Annotated in this window: 14 protein-coding genes; 3 read left to right on the forward strand and 11 right to left on the reverse strand. The window is 64.7% G+C overall.

The window, feature by feature from the left end:
* Window positions 1-266 precede the first annotated feature (266 nt).
* The 7 genes from ACX80C_RS12520 to glmS all read right to left on the reverse strand — a co-directional run bounded on the left by ACX80C_RS12520 (window position 267) and on the right by glmS (window position 12,076).
* Window positions 267-1,805, reverse strand: coding sequence for an FAD-dependent monooxygenase (locus ACX80C_RS12520; protein WP_459326809.1), 1,539 nt, complete (start codon window positions 1,803-1,805; stop codon window positions 267-269).
* 10 nt (window positions 1,806-1,815) lie between these two features.
* Complete coding sequence (gene treZ / locus ACX80C_RS12525) at window positions 1,816-3,555, reverse strand: malto-oligosyltrehalose trehalohydrolase (protein WP_459326810.1); 1,740 nt, start codon at window positions 3,553-3,555, stop codon at window positions 1,816-1,818.
* Window positions 3,552-5,882, reverse strand: a complete 2,331-nt coding sequence (gene treY, locus ACX80C_RS12530; RefSeq protein WP_459326811.1) for a malto-oligosyltrehalose synthase — start codon at window positions 5,880-5,882, stop codon at window positions 3,552-3,554. The genes treZ and treY overlap by 4 nt, the downstream gene beginning before the upstream one ends.
* A 35-nt stretch (window positions 5,883-5,917) precedes the next feature.
* Window positions 5,918-8,104 carry a glycogen debranching protein GlgX gene (gene glgX, locus ACX80C_RS12535; protein ID WP_459326812.1) on the reverse strand — a complete coding sequence of 729 codons (2,187 nt, stop codon included), beginning with the start codon at window positions 8,102-8,104 and terminating at the stop codon, window positions 5,918-5,920.
* Window positions 8,105-8,239: 135 nt separating this feature from the next.
* Complete coding sequence (locus tag ACX80C_RS12540) at window positions 8,240-9,751, reverse strand: NAD(P)H-hydrate epimerase (protein WP_459326813.1); 1,512 nt, start codon at window positions 9,749-9,751, stop codon at window positions 8,240-8,242.
* A 10-nt stretch (window positions 9,752-9,761) separates the two neighbouring features.
* Complete coding sequence (locus ACX80C_RS12545) at window positions 9,762-10,133, reverse strand: holo-ACP synthase (RefSeq protein WP_459326814.1); 372 nt, start codon at window positions 10,131-10,133, stop codon at window positions 9,762-9,764.
* A gap of 8 nt (window positions 10,134-10,141) precedes the next feature.
* Window positions 10,142-12,076 carry a glutamine--fructose-6-phosphate transaminase (isomerizing) gene (glmS, locus tag ACX80C_RS12550; RefSeq protein WP_459326815.1) on the reverse strand — a complete coding sequence of 645 codons (1,935 nt, stop codon included), beginning with the start codon at window positions 12,074-12,076 and terminating at the stop codon, window positions 10,142-10,144.
* Window positions 12,077-12,237: 161 nt separating this feature from the next.
* Here glmS and coaA point away from each other — a divergent pair, with 161 nt between their 5' ends.
* From coaA to mscL, 3 genes are all read left to right on the forward strand, one after another.
* Window positions 12,238-13,179: a type I pantothenate kinase gene (coaA, locus tag ACX80C_RS12555; RefSeq protein WP_459326908.1), complete on the forward strand. Its 942-nt coding sequence runs from the start codon at window positions 12,238-12,240 to the stop codon at window positions 13,177-13,179.
* Window positions 13,179-14,093 (forward strand): M15 family metallopeptidase, encoded by a 915-nt coding sequence (locus ACX80C_RS12560; RefSeq protein WP_459326816.1) that lies wholly within the window; start codon window positions 13,179-13,181, stop codon window positions 14,091-14,093. Before coaA ends, ACX80C_RS12560 begins: the two co-directional genes overlap by 1 nt.
* A 62-nt stretch (window positions 14,094-14,155) precedes the next feature.
* Window positions 14,156-14,548, forward strand: a complete 393-nt coding sequence (gene mscL, locus ACX80C_RS12565; protein ID WP_459326817.1) for a large conductance mechanosensitive channel protein MscL — start codon at window positions 14,156-14,158, stop codon at window positions 14,546-14,548.
* An 82-nt stretch (window positions 14,549-14,630) separates the two neighbouring features.
* Here the strand turns inward: mscL and glmM are convergent, their stop codons facing one another.
* The 4 genes from glmM to nagB all read right to left on the reverse strand — a co-directional run bounded on the left by glmM (window position 14,631) and on the right by nagB (window position 18,310).
* Window positions 14,631-15,983: a phosphoglucosamine mutase gene (gene glmM / locus ACX80C_RS12570; RefSeq protein WP_459326818.1), complete on the reverse strand. Its 1,353-nt coding sequence runs from the start codon at window positions 15,981-15,983 to the stop codon at window positions 14,631-14,633.
* 225 nt (window positions 15,984-16,208) lie between these two features.
* The gene (rpsI, locus tag ACX80C_RS12575) at window positions 16,209-16,706 is read right to left on the reverse strand and encodes a 30S ribosomal protein S9 (protein ID WP_056544114.1); all 498 of its coding nucleotides are present in this window, start codon (window positions 16,704-16,706) and stop codon (window positions 16,209-16,211) included.
* Between the two features lie 39 nt (window positions 16,707-16,745).
* Complete coding sequence (rplM, locus tag ACX80C_RS12580; RefSeq protein ID WP_167994114.1) at window positions 16,746-17,189, reverse strand: 50S ribosomal protein L13; 444 nt, start codon at window positions 17,187-17,189, stop codon at window positions 16,746-16,748.
* A gap of 323 nt (window positions 17,190-17,512) precedes the next feature.
* Window positions 17,513-18,310 (reverse strand): glucosamine-6-phosphate deaminase, encoded by a 798-nt coding sequence (nagB, locus tag ACX80C_RS12585; RefSeq protein ID WP_459326819.1) that lies wholly within the window; start codon window positions 18,308-18,310, stop codon window positions 17,513-17,515.
* Window positions 18,311-18,482: the final 172 nt, after the last annotated feature.

Raw genomic sequence — 18,482 nt, forward strand, 5'->3', positions numbered from 1 at the left:
TAGGCGCTATCTGCAGGGCCCCGCGCCGAGCGCCAGCGAGGAGTGGGGGGCTGATAGGCGCTATCTGCAGGGCCCCGCGCCGAGCGCCAGCGAGGAGTGGGGGGCTGATAGGCGCTATCTGCAGGGCCCCGCGCCGAGCGCCAGCGAGGAGTGGGGGGCTGATAGCGCCTATCTGCAGGGCCCCGCGCCGAGCGCCAGCGAGGAGTGGGGGGCTGATAGGCGCTATCTGCAGGGACCCGCGCCGCGCGCAGGGGGCCGCTAGGCGACTACTGGGTGTTCCACTGATCCGGCAACAGCGGACGCAACATCGACACCGCCCGGCGCACGGGAGCGGATCCAGCCACAAAACCGTCGGGGCGCACCAGGTAACAACTCCCATCCAGCAGTCCCTTCCCGGGAGCCGCCCGGAACGAATGCACGGAAAGGTTCAAACCGCGCCCGACGGCGTCCGTCACCTCCGCGTCCACGTCGCCATAGACGTGGACCTGCCAGCTTGCGGAACGTAGCGCTTCGAAGTTCTCGCCGGTCCAGGGCAGCCGCCTGCCGACCACTCGCCCACGCCGGCGGCCGCGAGCGGGAGCCAGCCTGGCGCCGTCGTCGTTCACTGGATTGCTCTCCATCCAGTAATGGATCCGGAGCTGGGAAAGATAGCCGATCAGACGGCGCGCAATCGGAAGCCGCGGCACCACCTTGATGGCCACCGGGACAAGGAACCGCGGTGCTGCCCGCCGCACTGTGCGAGCCACCGGATGGCGGGAGGTCACCAAAGCAAACACGCGGTCGGTGCTGTTCACCAGCCGCAGCGCCACGGGCCGACGCTCGGCTTCGTACCGGTTCAGCAACTGCTCGGAGGACCGCCCGGAAAGAACGTCTGCCAGCTTGAAAGCGAGGTTATGTGCGTCCTGCAGACCCGTGTTCATTCCCTGCGCACCCACCGGGGAATGGACGTGGCCGGCGTCCCCCGCAAGGAATACCGGCCCCTCCCGGAACCGCGCCGCCACCCGGTGGTGAATCCGGTAGGTGGAGAACCATATCGATTCGCGATACCCGACGTTGAAGGTGCTCTGCAGGCGCTCCCGGGCAAGGAACTCAGGAACGTCCTCGTCGCCGGTAGTGCGAAGGACGCCAAGCAGGCGGTGGTGCCCCTCCGGGCCCATGGGGAAGCCAAGCAGGAATTCGTCCGCGCCGAAGCGCAGGTTGACGGCGTCCTCGGCCACACCCTCGGCGCCCATTACATCGGCCACGTAGAAGGTGTGCTCATTCGTCAGGCCCTCGAAGGGTATGCCGGAGAGTTTCCGCACAACGGACGAGCCGCCGTCCGCACCCACACAGAAGCGCGCGCTGATGGAGAGCGCTTCAGTTCCCGCGCACTCGGCCGTGACCCCGACGTCGTCGTGCTCGAGGTTTACGAGTTGCTGCCCCCAGAGCACTGTTCCGCCGAGTTCTTCCAGCCGGTCGAGCAGGATTTGTTCGTTCCTACTCTGCTCCAGGACGTGAATGCCGGGGTAGGGCGTGAGGTCCGCACCGATCGTGCCGATGGGCACCGCGCCGAAGGACGAGGCCTCGTAGCCGGGACGGATCTTGGCGACCGGCCACCCTCCAGCCAGCACGCGGTCAATCACACCCAGCTGGTCGTAGATTTCCATGCTTCGCGAGTGGACGCCCAGCGCACGTGATTCGCGCGTAGGGCTGTCCTTGCCGTCGATTACCAGCACATCGACGCCGAGCTTCGCCAGCCACGCCGCGAGCATCAGCCCGGTGGGACCGGCCCCAACCACCAGCACTTCTGTTCGAAGCTCGCGCATGGTCGGTAGGCTACACCTTCAGAATTGCCGCACCGTGAGCGGGCAGGGTCACCGTGCCGCTTCCAATCGACTCGCCCGGCTCGGTACTCAGCAGGACCTCCTTTGCCGCCAACGGCACCTCCCGCTGCTCGCCGGCGAAATTGACGACGACGGCGGTGCGCCTACCCCTGCGAAGCAACAGCCAGCGCTGGTCCTCGTCGAACTCGACGCTCACCGAGGTGAAGTCCGGGTTACGCAGGTCCTTGTTCTCCCGGCGGAGCCTGATCAGGTCCCGGTAGATGGCAAGCAAGCCCGCCTGCTCCGGCCGCTCCAGTTCGCTCCAGTCGAGCTTGGCGGATGCGAACGTAGCCGGGTCCTGTGGGTTGGGCACGGCCTCCGGGTCCCAGCCCATCTTCTCGAATTCGGCAAGGCGGCCCTCTGCGGTGGCCCTGCCGAGCTCCGGTTCGGGATGCGAGGTGAAGAACGGCCACGGCGTGGTGGCACCGTACTCCTCACCCATGAACATCATCGGCGTGAACGGGCCGGCGATGTTCAGGACGGCGGCCTGGGCCAGTTGAGCGGAGTTCAGCGTTCCGCTGAGGCGGTCCCCTGCGGCGCGGTTACCGATCTGGTCATGGTTCTGCGTGCATACCACCAGCTGATGCAGGCTGTGCTTAGCCGGGTCGATCGGCCGTCCGTGCGACCGTTCGCGGAAGGAGGACCAGGTTCCGTTGTGGAAGAAGCCCTCCCGGTAAACCTTGGCGAGCGCGCCGACGGAATCGAAGTCCGAGTAGTAACCGGCTGTTTCACCGGTCAGGTTCACGTGCGCCGCGTGGTGGAAGTCATCGCTCCACTGACCTGCGAGTCCGTAACCGCCTGCGGAGCGTGCTGCGATGAGGCGTGGGTTGTTCAGGTCCGATTCCGCGATCAGGAACAGCGGCTTACCGAGCTCTTCCGCGCAGTGCCCGGTTTCCACCGCGAACTCCTCAAGGATGTGGATCGCCCGCTCATCATGCAGTGCATGCACGGCGTCGAGCCGCAGGCCGTCCACGTGATAGTCGCGGAACCACATGAGCAGGTTGTCCACGACGTAGCGCCGCACCTCGTCGGAGAGCGGACCGTCGAGGTTCAGCGAATCGCCCCAGGTGTTGGCCTTGCCCTCGGTGAGGTAGGGTGCGAACTGTGTCAGGTAGTTCCCGCTCGGTCCAAGGTGGTTATAGACCACGTCCTGGATGACGCCCAGCCCGCGCTGGTGCGCTGCGTCGACAAACCGCTGATATCCCTCCGGGCCGCCGTAAAGCTCGTGGATCGCGAACCAGAGGACGCCGTCGTAGCCCCAGTTGTGGGTGCCGTTGAACGCGTTGACCGGCAGAAGTTCGATGTACTGGACGCCGAGGTTCGCCAGGTAATCCAACTTTCCGATCGCGGCGTCAAACGTTCCCTCGGAAGTGAAGGTGCCGATGTGCAGTTCGTAGATGACGCTGCCGTCGAGGCCCGGGGAAACCCAACTGTCATCGCCCCAGGAGTAGGCGCCGGCGTCGAACGTTCGGGACAACTTGTGCACGCCCTCCGGCTGCCTTCGCGAGCGCGGGTCCGGCACAGGGTCTTCCGCGTTGTTGAGCAGGTAGCCGTAATCCACGTCACCGGTAGCGGGTGATCCAGGGGCTTCCCACCAGTCGCCGTCGCGGGCAACCATCGGATGCTTCCGGCCGTCCGCCAACAGCGTCACGGACTCGGCCTTCGGCGCCCAGACATCGAACTTGGAGCTCATCGTGCGTCCTCCTTCACAAGCAGTGCCACGGGGTAGGTTTCGAACAGCCGTTTGACCGGAACAGAGCCGCCCTCAAAGCCGGTGCCGGTAATGGCGCAGCTATAGGCGCCCTCGGGCATTACGACGGCGGTGTCCCGCCAGCCGCCGGCCCTGTCCAATCCCAGCGGGAGTCTCGTGACCGCTGCGACGACGCCTCCGCGGTCGAAGGCGAAAACGTGCTCCCCCGCCGGGCCCGTGGCTGTCACCGAGCGGTAGGTCGAAAACAGTTCCGGCGAATCCCTGCGTAACCGCAGCGCCCGGGAGACGATAAGGAGCTTGGCCATCCCGCCGTCGTCGATCTGCGGAAGGGCACCGAATGCCAGGTCCACGAGGCCCTGCTTACGCAGCCCGAAGTCGACGGGACGGCGGTTGTCCGGGTCCACCAGCGAAGTCTCCCAGAGCTCGGAACCCTGGTACACGTCGGGGATGCCCGGCATGGTGAGTTGCAGCAGTTTCGCCGACAGGGAGTTGGACCAGCCCGGCGCAGCCACGTGCTCCACCAGAGAAGTCAGAAGCCGGTTCACCTCCGTGTCATCAAAGGCGGCGTCGACGGCGGCATGCATCTTCTCCTCGAAGGCCTCGTTCGGCGCGGTCCAGTGCGTACTCGCATCTGCTTCGCGGGAGGCCTTCTCAACGTAGGCGTGTGCGCGTTCCCTGCTCAGCGGCCAGGCACCAATCAGTGCCTGCCACATCAGCGACGCGAACGCCCTGTCCCCGATCGGGGCCAAGCGGTCCAGCTGCTCCAGTGAGGCCACCCATTCCTCCGCGATCTCCGACAGCACCGAGATCCGGGCCCGCGTGTCCTCGCCGCGCTTTGTGTCGTGCGTGCTGAGCGAATTCATGGTGAGCGGCGAGGACTCCTGGCGTTCCAGCAGTGCACGGTGGAGCTCATACCCGTCGAGCGCAAAAATGGACGGGTCCGCGCCAACCTCGTTCAGGGAAGTGAGCCGGTTGTAGCGGTAGAACGCAGTGTCCTCAACGCCTTTGGCCATGACCATGCCCGAGGTCTGCTGAAACCGTACAGTCAATTCAGACAGCTCAGCGTCGTTGTTCTCAGCTCCCCCGTCCTCATGGAACGGATTCAGGAGCGGATGCAGCGTGTCCAGTACCTTCGCCAGCTCCGGCCTGCGGACCTTCGCGCTGAGGACTGCTTCGGCGAGGTAGTGCGCTCCGTCCGGAAGGTAGCTTCGGTAGACCGGGAAGCAGGTCAGCAACTCGGCCAGCGCATCTGCGCGCTCTTCGAAGTCCAGGCCCGCCTGCTCCGGAACCAGCCGCGCAAGGCGCAGCACTTCGGACCGGAGGATTCCGTCCGCGATTCCGCGCTTGGTGCCGTGGATCATGTGCACGAACGGTTCAGTTGGCACGGCCGCCTCGAGCGCAGGCCGGCCGGCAGGATCGACAAACAGCCGATCCACCAGCGCAAGCCCGTCGTAGCCGGTGGTTCCCTCGCACGCCCACCGATCCGGCAGCCCCTCACCAGGCTCGAGGATCTTCTCCACCAGCGTGTAGGCCCCACCGCTGACCTCACGCAGCCGGTCCAGGTAGCCTGCCGGGTCGGCGAGCCCATCCGGGTGATCGATACGCAGCCCGTCCACCAGCGATTCGCCGAACCAGCGCCGAACCTCGGAGTGGGCCTCGTCGAATACCCACGGAACCTCAACTCGAAGGCCGGCCAGCGTGTTCACGCCGAAGAAGCGCCGGTAGTTCAGTTCGCTGTCCGCACGCCTCCAGTTCACCAGCTCGTAGTGTTGCCGTGCGTGCACCTGCGCGCCGGTGTCACCCGGGTGCTCCGAACCGTCTGCGATGGGGAAACGATTCTCGTAGTAGTGCAGCTCGCCGTCGACTACCTTGAGCTGGTCCACCTCGTTGTCTCCGTCGCCCAGGACGGGGATGCGGATGCGTCCGCCACCGGCGTCCCAGTCGACGTCGAACGCTTCGGCATACCGCGAGCGCCGTCCCTTCGCGAGCAGATCCCACCACCATGCGTTCTGCACCGGGGTTGCTACACCGACATGGTTCGGCACGATGTCCACGAGCACGCCGAGACCGGCCTCGTGCGCGGTCCGGCACAGGGCGTCGAACGCCTCCGGCCCACCACGCTCGGGGTCGATCGTGGTGGGGTCCGTGACGTCGTATCCGTGGTCCGATCCCTGCTCGGCAGTCAGCACGGGTGAGAGGTACACCCAGTCCACCCCGAGGTCTTTCAGATAGGGCACAACCTCAACGGCGGCGGACAGGTCGAAACTGGAACGAATCTGCAACCGGTAGGTCGACTTGGGTGCCTTCACGTACTTCTCCTCCAGGTGCTCTGAATGCGCCGGGCTCAGGCCGAGCCGGTCTTCGAGGTGTTCTCGTTGGCGAGGATCGCAAGCGATGCTGCGACTGAATGGTCAAGGTCTTCGGCCTCGGCATGCGCCCGCAGAACCACCATTGACTTGGCTTCCACCGTCACCGCCGCACCGGCGGGAATGGGGTCGGAGTCCGCGTAGACGCCTGCCGTGTCGATGACCTCGTCCCACATCGGCCCGTATTCCTCGGACGGCACCGTGAACTTCACCGCTTCATCGTGGGCGTTGAAGTAGAGCAGGAAGTTCTGGTCGGTGATGCGCTGGCCGCGCTGATCACGTCCGCGGATGCCCTGACCGTTGAGGAAAACGCCGATCGAGCGGCCGAAGCCGTCATTCCAGTCCTCTGGAGCCATGAGCTCACCCTCGGTGTCCAGCCAGACGATGTCCGGCAGCGCCTCGCCCTCTCCACGCCGAACCGGCCGGCCGTCGAAGAAACGACGACGGCGGAAGGTCGGGTGCTCGGAGCGTAGCCGGCTCACCGCTGCGGTGAACTCGAGCAGCGGCTGGTCCAGGTTGTCCCAGTGAACCCAGGACAGCTCCGAATCCTGACAGTAGGTGTTGTTGTTGCCGTCCTGCGTGCGGCCGAGTTCATCACCGTGCAGGATCATGGGCACGCCCTGGGACAGCAGGAGCGTTGCGATGAAGTTCCGCTGTTGCCGTACGCGCAGGGTCTGCACCTGGGGATCGTCCGTGGGTCCTTCAGCGCCGCAGTTCCACGAGCGGTTGTGGGATTCGCCGTCGTTGTTGTCTTCGCCGTTGGCTTCGTTGTGCTTCTCGTTGTAGGAAACGAGATCCCGCAGCGTGAAGCCGTCGTGGGCCGTGACGAAGTTGATCGATGCCACCGGCCGGCGCGCCGAGTGCTCGTAGAGGTCCGCCGAACCTGTCAGCCGCGAGGCAAACTCACCGATGCTGGACGGCTCACCGCGCCAGAAATCGCGCACGGTATCGCGGTATTTGCCGTTCCATTCCGTCCACTGCGGAGGGAAGTTGCCCACCTGGTACCCGCCGGGGCCAACGTCCCAGGGCTCGGCGATCAGCTTCACCTGGGACACGACCGGATCCTGCTGCACGAGTTCGAAGAACGCGCTCAGCCGGTCCACCTCGTAGAACTCGCGGGCCAGTGCCGAGGCAAGGTCAAAGCGGAACCCGTCGACGTGCATCTCCGTGACCCAGTAACGCAGCGAATCCATGAGCAACTGCAGTGAATGCGGGTTTCCGACGTTCAGCGAGTTACCGGTGCCGGTGGTGTCCATGTAGTACTGCTTGTCATCCTCGACCAGCCGGTAGTAGGACGCATTGTCGATGCCCCGCATGGAGAGCGTTGGCCCCATATGGTTGCCCTCCGCAGTGTGGTTGTACACGACGTCGAGAATCACCTCGATGCCCGCCAGGTGCAGCTCGCGGACCATGGCCTTGAATTCCTGCACCTGCTCGCCCTCGTCGCCGGTGGAGCCGTAGGCGTTGTGCGGTGCGAAAAAGCCGATGGTGTTGTAGCCCCAGTAGTTGGACAGGCCCTTTTCCTGCAGCGTGCTGTCATTGACGAACTGGTGCACGGGCATGAGCTCGATCGCCGTGACGCCGAGCTTTTGCAGGTGCGCAATAACCGCCGGATGGGCCACGCCGGCGTACGTGCCGCGCTGCTCCTCCGGGATTTCCGGGTGCAACTGCGTGAGCCCCTTGACGTGCGCCTCATAGATCACCGACTGGTGATACGGGGTGCGCGGCATGCGGTCGCCGTCCCAGTTGAAGAAGGGATTGATGACAACGCCGAGCATCATGTGCGGCGCCGAATCCTCATTGTTGACTGAGTGCTCGTCGCCGAAGTTGTAGCCGAACAGTGCCTGGTCCCAGTCGATCTGGCCGTGCACCGCTTTTGCGTAGGGATCCAGCAGCAGCTTGTTCGGGTTGCAGCGGTGGCCCTCGGCCGGGTTGTTGGGCCCGTGGACGCGGTAGCCGTACTTCTGGCCGGGTGAAACGTGCGGCAGGTAGCCGTGCCACACGTAGCCGTCCACTTCCTTGAGTTCGATGCGGGACTCCGCGCCGTCGTCGTCAATCAGGCACAACTCAACCTTCTCGGCGATCTCGCTGTAGAGCGCGAAGTTGGTTCCCGTGCCGTCATAGGTTGCCCCCAGCGGATAGGCATCTCCTGGCCAAAGCTCCATGTGTTCTCCTTGCTCGTTTCAATACTCAGTCTGGTACTCAGTGAAGATGATCGAATGTTCTCAGTGACCTTTGTCCTGCATCCTTTCATAGCGCAGGACTCCGACATTTCGGTGAACTATGTCGGGGTGCGGCTGTTACAGCAGTTCCGCGAGTACGCGGCCTACGTGCCTGGGCAGCTCTCCCACGACCACCGGTCCGCACCGTGCTGCGCGCCGGCCCGCCAGTCCGTGCAGCATCGCGGCCGCCGCTCCCAAAGCAGCCCAGCGCGACGACGGCGGCAGCCCGAGTGGCGTGGCGACGTCGTCGTTCCCGGCGTTGGTCGCGACAAGCGCTCCCAGGATCCCCGCGAGCGTATCTCCCGATCCCGCGGTGGCCAGCCAGGGCGTGGCATTCGACTGGACAAAAAGCTCACCGCCCGGGGCCGCGACCACCGTACTGTACCCCTTCAGCAGGACGGTTGCGCCCGTTGTAGCGGCAGCACGGCGGGCAAAGTCGGCAGGCGCTGCTTCAACGGCACCCCGTTCCACGTTCTGGCCGCGGCGTTGGAACAGCGCCGCCAGTTCACCGGCGTGGGGCGTAAGAATGACCTGCTCGCCCACTCTTTCCGGCAGCAGCGGCAGCGCACCGGCGTCGACGACCGTGGGCAGGCCGGATGCAATGGCGTCGCGTGCCCGCTGCCGCTGGCCGGGATCCTCCGTGGCGCCCGGACCCACAAGCCAGGCCTGCACATGTGATTCCGGAACAGAGCCCTGCGAGCAGACAACCTCCGGGTGGACAGTGTTGATGAGCGAAGCAACCGTTGGCGGGCCCAGGAAGCGCACCATCCCGACGCCGGTGCCCAGCGCCGCGCCGGTAGCCAGCACCGCAGCGCCCGGGTACATCGCCGAGCCCGCCGCGATGCCGAGCACTCCCCTGCTGTATTTGTGGTCCGCCGGCCCAGGCCGTGCGTAGAGCTGCCGGAGATCCGCAGGCTCCAGCGAGTACGCCGCGGCCGGCGGAAGCGCCTCGGTGAGACCGATGTCTATCATGAGCACCCGCCCCGCCGCGCGGGCTCCGGCGCCCGTGAGCAGCCCGGTCTTGACGCCACCGAAGGTTGCTGTGACATCGGCTGGAAGTATTTCTCCGGCCACCTCACCGGTGTCGGCATCGATTCCGCTGGGAAGGTCGCAGGCGACAACGCGGACCACGCCCCGTGCGTTCACCTGCTGGACCAGTTTCGCCGCTGCGCCGCGCAGTCCGCCGCTACCGCCCGTACCGAGAATCCCGTCAATCACCAGGGCGGCGGACGCAACCCGCCCCGCCAGGGCGTCAACGCGGTCATCGGTGAGCTGCTCAACCCTCCCGCCGGCCGCACGGAATGCGGCCAATGCCTCGGCATGGACCCGCTCGGAGGTGAGAACCGCCGTCGTGCCCGCGCCACGTCCGGCCAGCCGGGCACCGGCGTACAGGGCGTCACCGCCGTTGTTTCCGCTCCCCGCCAGCACGACGACGGCGCGTCCGTAGATTCCGCCGGTATCGCGGAGCTCGGCGCCGGCAACCTGTGCAAGGCCGTGGGCTGCCCGCTGCATCAGGGCATCACCGTGTCCGGCCTCAAGCAGCGGCGCTTCCGCTGCCCGGATCTGGCTCCCGGTATAGGCACTAAGCATGCTTAGAATCCTAGCGGGTGGCCGGAGGAAGTTCTCCTTCGGCGACAACCATGGCGGTTGCTACCCCGCCGTCATGGCTGAGCGAGAGGTGCCACCGGCTAACACCACGAGCAGACGCGACGGCAGCCACGGTCCCGGACACCTCGACTGTGGGACTTCCGTTGCTGTCCAGACCGATCCAGCAGTCCTGCCAGTTCATTCCCGCAGGTGCGCCGAGCGCCTTGGCAACGGCTTCTTTTGCTGCGAAGCGTGCGGCAAGGGAACGGGTATTCAACGCACGCTCGGCAGCAACGAACAAGCGGTCCCGCAGCCCGGGCGTACGCTGAAGCTGCCGCTCGAACCGGGCCACATCCACAACGTCCACGCCAATGCCGACAATCACGCTGATACCTACTCGACCGTGACGGACTTGGCCAGGTTCCGGGGCTGATCCACGTCATAGCCCTTGGCTGCGGCCAGCTCGCAAGCGAAAATCTGCAGCGGGACCGTAGTGAGCAGCGGCGCCAGCAGTGTTGCAGTCTGCGGAACGTGGATGACGTGCTCGGAGAACGCAGCCACTGACTCATCGCCCTCTTCGGCGATCACGATCGTGACTGCGCCGCGGGCCCGGATCTCCTGGATGTTCGAAACCACCTTGGCGTGCAGGGAATCTCGCCCGCGGGGCGAAGGCAGTACGACGACGACGGGTTGACCCTCCTCGATCAGCGCGATGGGCCCGTGCTTGAGCTCGCCGGCAGCGAAACCTTCCGCGTGGATGTAGGCGAGCTCCTTGAGCTTGAGCGCACCCTCCATGGCCACCGGGAATCCCACGTGGCGGCCGAGGAACAGCACGGACTTGGCGTCCGCCATGCTCCGTCCGAGCTCCTTCACGGCTTCCGAGTTATCCAGGACCTCCTGGATCTTCGCCGGCATCTCGCTGAGGTCCGCCAGTACGTCGGCGATCTCGTCACGGAACTTGTTGCCCCGCAGTTGCGCCAGGTACAGCCCGAGGAGGTAGGTGGCGGTGATCTGCGCGAGGAACGCCTTGGTGGAAGCGACGGCAATCTCCGGACCGGCGTGCGTGTACAGCACCGCATCCGATTCGCGGGGAATGGTTGAGCCGTTGGTGTTACAGATTGCCACGACCTTGGCGCCCTGCTCACGGGCGTACCGCACGGCCATCAGGGTGTCCATGGTTTCACCGGACTGGGAGATGGCCACCACGAGTGTCTTCTCATTGACGATCGGATCCCGGTAACGGAACTCGTGCGAAAGCTCGATCTCCGTTGGAATCCGGCACCAGTGCTCGATTGCGTACTTCGCCACCTGGCCGGCGTATGCAGACGTTCCACAAGCGAGGACAACAATCTTGTCCACCGAGCGCAGGATCGATTCGTCGATGCGCAGTTCGTCGAGGACCAGGTTGCCCTTTGCATCGGTGCGGCCCAGCAGGGTCTGTCCGACGGCGTCGGGCTGGTCGTTGATCTCCTTGGCCATAAAGGACGGGTAACCGCCCTTCTCCGCCGCGGCAGCGTCCCAGCTGACGTGGAACTCCTTCCCGTCAGCAGGCGCTCCGTAGAAATCGGTGATCGTGACGTCTTCCGGTGTGATGGTCACGACCTGATCCTGACCCAGTTCCACCGCGCGGCGGGTGAAGTCAATGAAGCCGGAAACATCCGAGCCAAGGAAGTTCTCGCCGTCACCCAGGCCCACAACAAGCGGTGAATTGCGGCGGGCGGCGACGACGACGTCGGGCGCGTCCTGGTGGATGGCAAGCAGGGTGAATGCGCCCTCAAGGCGCCGGCAGGCTTCCTGCATGGCGCTGGTCAGGGCATCTGCGGTGCCGACGTCCGTTCGACGACGGTAGATGCTGCCGAGCAGTGCCGCGGCAACCTCCGTGTCCGTGTCCGAAGCGAAGACAACGCCCTGCTCCAGCAACTCAGCCTTCAGCTCGGCAAAGTTCTCAATGATTCCGTTGTGGATGAGGGCGAGGCGCCCGTCATCGGCGAGATGCGGGTGTGCGTTCTGGTCCGTGGGTCCGCCGTGCGTAGCCCACCGGGTGTGGCCGATGCCGGTCAAGGACGCGGGCAGCGGTGAGGAGTCGAGTTCTGCCACAAGGTTGGTCAGCTTGCCGGACTTCTTGCGCGACTGGATCCCTGTCTCAGTCAGCACTGCCACGCCCGCAGAGTCATAACCCCTGTACTCCAGGCGGCGCAAGCCCTCCATGACAACGTCCAAGGCACCGTGGCTGCCGTTGGAATCGGCCCCGTTGAGTTCTGCTTCTCCAAGCGCTCCGCCAAGGGATTTACCGCCGTTACGGCCTACGTATCCTACGATTCCACACATGGCCTTAAGCGTACCCGCAGCGCGGGTACAGCCCTGTACTGCGACCTGTCAGGGTGGTGCGCATCACCCCCGGCTCCTGTGGGTTGTTTGTTAATGTCCTGGCCAGGGGGCAGAATTCTAGGGTGAGCGACGAAAATCGAGGTACCGGCCCCACCACCACGGTGGAGGCGAGCGTTACCCCGTTCGTCGAGCTTGATCGCCAGATGTGGGCGCGGCTGTCGAATGAGATCGAGTCTCCGCTGAACGTCGAGGATGTGCAGCGGCTTCGCGGTCTCGGAGACGCGCTGAACCTCGATGAGGTGCGGGAGGTCTACCTTCCGCTTTCCCGGCTCCTCTCCCTCTACGTTGCCGCTGCCGGCGAACTGCACGCGGCCACCACCACGTTCCTCGGGGAGCGCACAACCCGTACGCCGTTCGTGATCGGTGTGGCGGGCTCCGTTGCCGTCGGGAAGTCGACCACCGCGCGTGTGCTGCGTGAGCTTCTCCGCCGCTGGCCGGGCACTCCGAACGTGGAACTGGTAACCACTGACGGTTTCCTTTACCCCAATGAGGAGCTGGAACGGCGCGGCCTTATGCAGCGCAAGGGCTTCCCTGAGTCATACGACCGGCGTCGGCTCCTGCGCTTCGTGAGTGAGGTCAAGAGCGGTGCGGAGGAAGTACGCGCACCCTGGTACTCGCACCTGACCTACAACATCGTCCCTGGCCGGGAGATTGTGGTCCGCCGCCCTGACGTACTGATTGTCGAGGGGCTGAACGTCCTCGCGCCTGCACGAACCCGGGCGGACGGGCGCTCCGGCCTTGCGCTCAGCGATTTCTTTGACTTCTCCATCTATGTGGACGCCAAGACCTCCTATATAGAGGAGTGGTACGTCCAGCGCTTCCAGTCCCTGCGCAGCGGCGCCTTCGCGAATCCAGCATCCTATTTCCACCGGTACGCCTCCCTCACGGATAAGGAAGCCGAGGAGACCGCTTTAGGCATCTGGCGGCGCATCAACGAACCGAACCTGTCCGAGAACGTCCTTCCCACCCGCGGCCGGGCCACCCTGGTGCTCACCAAGGAAGCCGACCACTCCATCCGCCGAATGCTGCTACGGAAAACCTGATGGGACCCTTGCGGCGGCTCCGGGGGATGCCGGTCTGGTTGATGACGACGTCGGCCCTCGTCGTCGTACTTTCGGCCTGCGGAACGCCCGCGCCCACAACGGACGGCACCACCCCGGCCAGCCAGCCGCCGTCGTCCGCGCCGCAGACTCCGGGCGAGATCCCGGCTCCTGCGCAGCGGCCCCCGTCACCTGCGGAACCCAGCGCGCCGCCGTCCACCGCGCCCGCGGCCGCCCCGAGCACGGCCCCGGCGGTCACCGAAGAGCCTCCGGCCCCCGCGCCGAGCACAGCACCGGCGCCACCACCCGAAGCGGGGGAGTTGAGCGATCCGTCGTCGATCCTCGTGGTCGTCAACAAGCAGCGGCCCCTCGGCCCGCTCGACTTCTTCCCGTCCGGGCTTGTTCTCCCCGCAGTTCCGCTGGCCGTGGCCGAACCCAATGCCCTCCTGCGGGCGGACACCAGCGCGGCGGTGGAGCAGCTGTTCGCTGCAGCCGCCGACGACGGCGTGGGCCTCACCCTGGTGAGCGGTTACCGCTCCTACCAGGATCAGGTCGCCACCTACCAGCACTGGGTTGCCCAGTACGGAGGAGACGCTGGTGAAGCTGACCGTATTTCTGCCCGCGCGGGTTATTCGGAGCACCAGACAGGACTTGCGTTCGACGTTGGGCAGGCTGATCGCGCCTGCACGCTGTCCTCCTGTTTCGCGGACACTGTGGCAGGGCAATGGATGGCAGAGAACGCACACGCTTTCGGCTTCATCCTGCGCTACCCGATCGGTGCCCAGGGCGTCACGGGATTCTCGGGCGAGCCCTGGCATTACCGGTACGTCGGGCTGGAAACCGCACAGGCAATGCGCGAGAACGGCGTAGCGACCCTCGAGGAGTTCTTCGGTCTGCCGCCGGCGCCCGGATACTAACGTTCACCTTCCCCACCGGCGTGCCCCGCCCGGCTGACCGTTCGCTTGGATAGCCTGAAGCAATGCTGAGTGGATTCAAGAATTTCATCATGAAGGGCAACGTCATCGATCTGGCCGTGGCGGTGGTCATGGGCACGGCCTTCGGAGCGGTAGTAACCTCGCTGGTCAATAACGTGCTGATGCCGCTGATCTCTGCTCTCGCCGGATCGCCCACGTTTGACGACTTCGCGCGGATCACGTTGAACGGGAACGAGATTCAGTTCGGTGTATTTCTCACGGCTGTGGTGAACTTCCTGCTTGTGGCCGCCTCTGTGTACTTTGTGATCGTGCTGCCGATGAACAGGTTCATTGAACGCCGCGACCGCAAGCTGGAGCTGAAGCAGGAGGTGGAGGAGGTCGATCCGCAGATCGCGCTACTGACCGAAATCCGGGACAGCCTTCGCCAGCGAACCTGAAACCAATCGGTTTGGCAGGACGCGCCCTCTTTGCACCGGCTTTAGCGGCGTGTCCTGTCAGCTCGATCCAGGATGGTCTGGCTTAGGCAGGCTCGAGAGCCAATTGCCTCTGCACCGTGTCCGCCAGACGGTCCGCAACTGATTCTGCGGTTGCCATGTCCGCCGCTTCGACCATGACGCGGACTACCGGCTCCGTTCCCGACGGTCGCAGGAGCACCCGCCCGGTTTCGCCGAGGGAGGTCTGCGCCTCGCGGACTGCGCGCTGCACTTCGTCGTCGCTGTTGACGCTCGACTTGTCCACACCCTTTACGTTGATGAGGACCTGCGGGAGCTTGGTCATGATCGTGGACAGTTCCTTTAGGCTGCGCCCGGTCATCGCTACCTGGGCTGCGAGCTGAAGTCCGGTGAGTACACCGTCACCGGTTGTCGCGTGATCGGCGAAGATCACGTGGCCGGACTGCTCGCCGCCGAGGCTGTACGCGCCGTCGCGCATACCTTCCAGCACGTAGCGGTCGCCCACGGCGGTCTCGCGGAGACTGATGCCCGCATCGCGCAGCGCCAGCTTCAGCCCCAGATTGCTCATCACTGTCGCTACGAGGGTGCTGTCCTTCAACCGCCCCACCGCGTTGAGCGCCACAGCCATGATCGCCATGATCTGGTCGCCGTCCACCACTGTGCCTTCGTGGTCCACAGCAAGGCAGCGGTCGGCGTCGCCGTCATGCGCTATGCCGAGGTCGGCGCCGTGCTCAAGCACCGCAGCCTGAAGCATCTCAAGGTGGGTGGAGCCGCAACCATCGTTGATGTTGTTGCCATCCGGGTCTGCACCAATAACGACGACGTCCGCGCCGGCATCGGAGAACACCTGCGGTGAGCAGCCGCTTGCCGCGCCGTTGGCGCAGTCCAGCACAACCTTGAGCCCGTCCAGGCGGTGCGGCAGGGACTGCAGGAGGTGAACCACATAGCGGTCTTCAGCGTCCGCGAAGCGTTGGATCCGGCCGACATCCGGCCCCACCGGGCGGTGTGGAGGAGCATTGAGTTCCGCTTCGATGGCGTCTTCCACTGCGTCATCCAGCTTCTTGCCGCCGCGGGCAAGGAACTTGATGCCGTTGTCCGGAGCCGGGTTGTGCGAGGCAGAGATCATGACGCCGAAATCGGCGTCAAGGTCAGCGACAAGGAAGGCTGCGGCGGGTGTGGGAAGCACCCCCGCGTCGTAGACGTCAACGCCTGCGCTGGCCAGTCCTGCTTCGACCGCCGCCGCGATAAAATCACCGCTGATGCGCGGATCGCGGGCGATGACCGCAGTGGGACGCCGGCCGTCCGAACTTCGGTGTCCTAGCACCATGGCCGCTGCCTGCGCGAGTTGCAGGGCGAGCTCTGCTGTGAGGAGGCCATTTGCTTGCCCACGGACGCCGTCGGTCCCAAATAATCTAGTCATCGTGGTCCATCCTAAGTCAGAAGGGTGCCGGGCCTTTGAAGCCGTGCTTAAAGCGTTACGCCCGCCCGGCAGCTGCCGAACGGGCGTAACGGGTGAAGCATGTAACTCGGGCTCCCAAGCGCCTTAGACCCAAGTGGCAGGCAGGAGCGTGGAGCCGAGCGCTGGAAAAAGTCGAGTGGACCCGTGGAACAACGCGCCAGCGGTATTCCACGGGGAAGACTTTCTCTAACGCTTGGAGTACTGAGGCGCCTTGCGTGCCTTCTTGAGACCGGCCTTCTTGCGCTCGATGACGCGGGCGTCACGGGTCAGGAAGCCTGCCTTCTTGAGGGCGGGGCGGTTGTTCTCGCGGTCAATCTCGTTGAGCGCACGGGCTACGCCGAGGCGCAGCGCACCGGCCTGGCCGGAGGGGCCACCGCCGTGGATGCGGGCAATGACGTCGTAGGCGCCGTCGAGCTCGAGGAGCTTGAACGGGTCATTGACTTCCTGCTGGTGCAGCTTGTTGGGGAAGTAGTCAGACAGCTCGCGGCCGTTGACAATCCACTTGCCGCTTCCCGGTGTAACGCGGACGCGTGCAACAGCTTCCTTGCGACGGCCTACAGCGGCGCCACCGACGGTGAGCGCGGGGCGCTCCTTGACGGGGGCGTCTGAGACGGCCGAGGATTCCGAGGTGTAGCTGGTGAGCTCCTCGGTTGGTTCATTCAGCTCTTCAGTGTTCTGAGCCACGGTTCTCCTTGAGTGATTCTTAGTCTGTGGTGGCCAGGACTACTGAGCGACCTGGGTGATTTCGAAAGTCTGGGGCTGCTGGGCCGCGTGCGGGTGCTCTGCACCGCGGTAAACCTTCAGCTTGCCGATCTGCTGTGCTGCGAGCGAGTTCTTGGGGAGCATACCCTTGATGGCCTTCTCCACAGCGCGCACAGGGTTCTTCTCAAGCAGCTCAGCGTAGGTCACGGACTTGAGGCCGCCCGGGAAACCGGAGTGGCGGTAAGCGCGCTTCTGCTCGAGCTTGGCGCCGGTGAGGGCTACCTTTTCAGCGTTGATGATGATGACGAAGTCGCCCATATCCATATGGGGTGCAAAGGTCGGCTTGTGCTTTCCGCGCAGCAGTGTTGCGGTCTGGCTGGCAAGACGGCCTAGGACAACGTCGGTGGCGTCAATGACGTGCCACTGGCGGTTGATGTCGCCGGGCTTCGGGGTGTACGTACGCACGATTTTGCCTTCGTTTCTTGTTCTACGGTGACGCCGGCGGCCGGAGGGAAACTCCAGATGCCAACGCAGCTGATGCATGCGTTACCGGAACTTCAGGTGAGGACTGAAACGACACCGGTGATCCCTTGGGTCTCGGCCATTTCCGCGGACCAGGTAGCTCTGCAACTGAGCCGCACGCGGACATGGACGTATCGAGGTGGGACACGCACAACGACTTCCAAGATTAGCGTGGACCGCCCCCACCGGTCAAAACAGACCGCAACATCACCGCGAGCGGCGATCTAAACGGTCCCACACTGGTCGGAACGGCCCTCGGCAGGAACTCAGTCGAAGCCGCCGCTGCGCGCGGACAGACCCAACTCGTCATTCATTTCCTGCGCCTCACGATAATAATCCGCAAGCGAGAGAAGGGACGCTGCGTCAGGGTCGAGGATGACCACGGCACGACGATGGAGCTGCAGCACCGAAGCCGGACAATGTGCACTGACCGGCCCCTCAACCATGGCCCGGACGGCCTCCGCCTTGTTGGCACCCATCGCAACCAGTACCGCAGTGCTGGCCTCACGGATGGTGCCCAGACCCTGGGTCAGGCATAGCCGCGGCACTTCGCCGTCGGGAAAGAAGCGGGCATTGTCACGGCGCGTGGTGCCCGCCAGGGTTTTCACGCGGGTCCTTGAGTTCAGTGAGGAGGTCGGTTCATTGAAGCCGATGTGTCCGTTGGCTCCGATGCCAAGGATTTGCACATCGACGCCCCCAGCCGCGCCGATCGCGGCGTCATACCGCTCGGCTTCGGCAGCGAGATCCGATACATCCCCCTGCGGAGTCATCAAATTTTCCAGCGGTAGGTCCACATGGTCGACGAATTCCCGACGAATGGTCGTGTGGTAAGACTGCTCGTGATCAGGGGCGAGCCCCGCATACTCATCGAGCGTGAACGCCCTGACGTCGTTGAAGCTGAGACCTTCTTCGCGGTGTCTGCGGATCAGCTCCCCGTACGTACTGCTCGGCGATCCGCCGGTCGCAAGGCCCAGAACCGCCGAACCCGCCCGAACGTAGTCCTCCACGATGTCCGCCGCGCGCTTTCCGACGTGCTCCGCAGAATCACACAGTATTACCTGCAAGTTTGCCTCTCCCTCAGTCAGTACACTCCCTGCACCTCAGCACAGCGAAGCGTTACGTGGTGACGTGAGTCTATCGAAAGGTGATCGGGAAAGCGCTTGCCCTGCTGATTGTTGCGTTATCCACAGCAATTCGACTCTGTTCCTGTCACTCCCGGGAAGCATTTAGGATTGC

It is taken from the genome of Arthrobacter tecti, assembly GCF_054511355.1.

Excerpts from the sequence above, each read along its gene's own strand:
- ACX80C_RS12520 (WP_459326809.1), bottom strand. The coding sequence starts at position 1,805 with ATGCGCGAGCTTCGAACAGAAGTGCTGGTGGTTGGGGCCGGTCCCACC.
- glmM (WP_459326818.1), bottom strand. The coding sequence starts at position 15,983 with ATGACTAGATTATTTGGGACCGACGGCGTCCGTGGGCAAGCAAATGGC.
- mscL (WP_459326817.1), top strand. The coding sequence starts at position 14,156 with ATGCTGAGTGGATTCAAGAATTTCATCATGAAGGGCAACGTCATCGAT.
- ACX80C_RS12540 (WP_459326813.1), bottom strand. The coding sequence starts at position 9,751 with ATGCTTAGTGCCTATACCGGGAGCCAGATCCGGGCAGCGGAAGCGCCG.
- glmS (WP_459326815.1), bottom strand. The coding sequence starts at position 12,076 with ATGTGTGGAATCGTAGGATACGTAGGCCGTAACGGCGGTAAATCCCTT.
- glgX (WP_459326812.1), bottom strand. The coding sequence starts at position 8,104 with ATGGAGCTTTGGCCAGGAGATGCCTATCCGCTGGGGGCAACCTATGAC.
- ACX80C_RS12560 (WP_459326816.1), top strand. The coding sequence starts at position 13,179 with ATGGGACCCTTGCGGCGGCTCCGGGGGATGCCGGTCTGGTTGATGACG.
- treZ (WP_459326810.1), bottom strand. The coding sequence starts at position 3,555 with ATGAGCTCCAAGTTCGATGTCTGGGCGCCGAAGGCCGAGTCCGTGACG.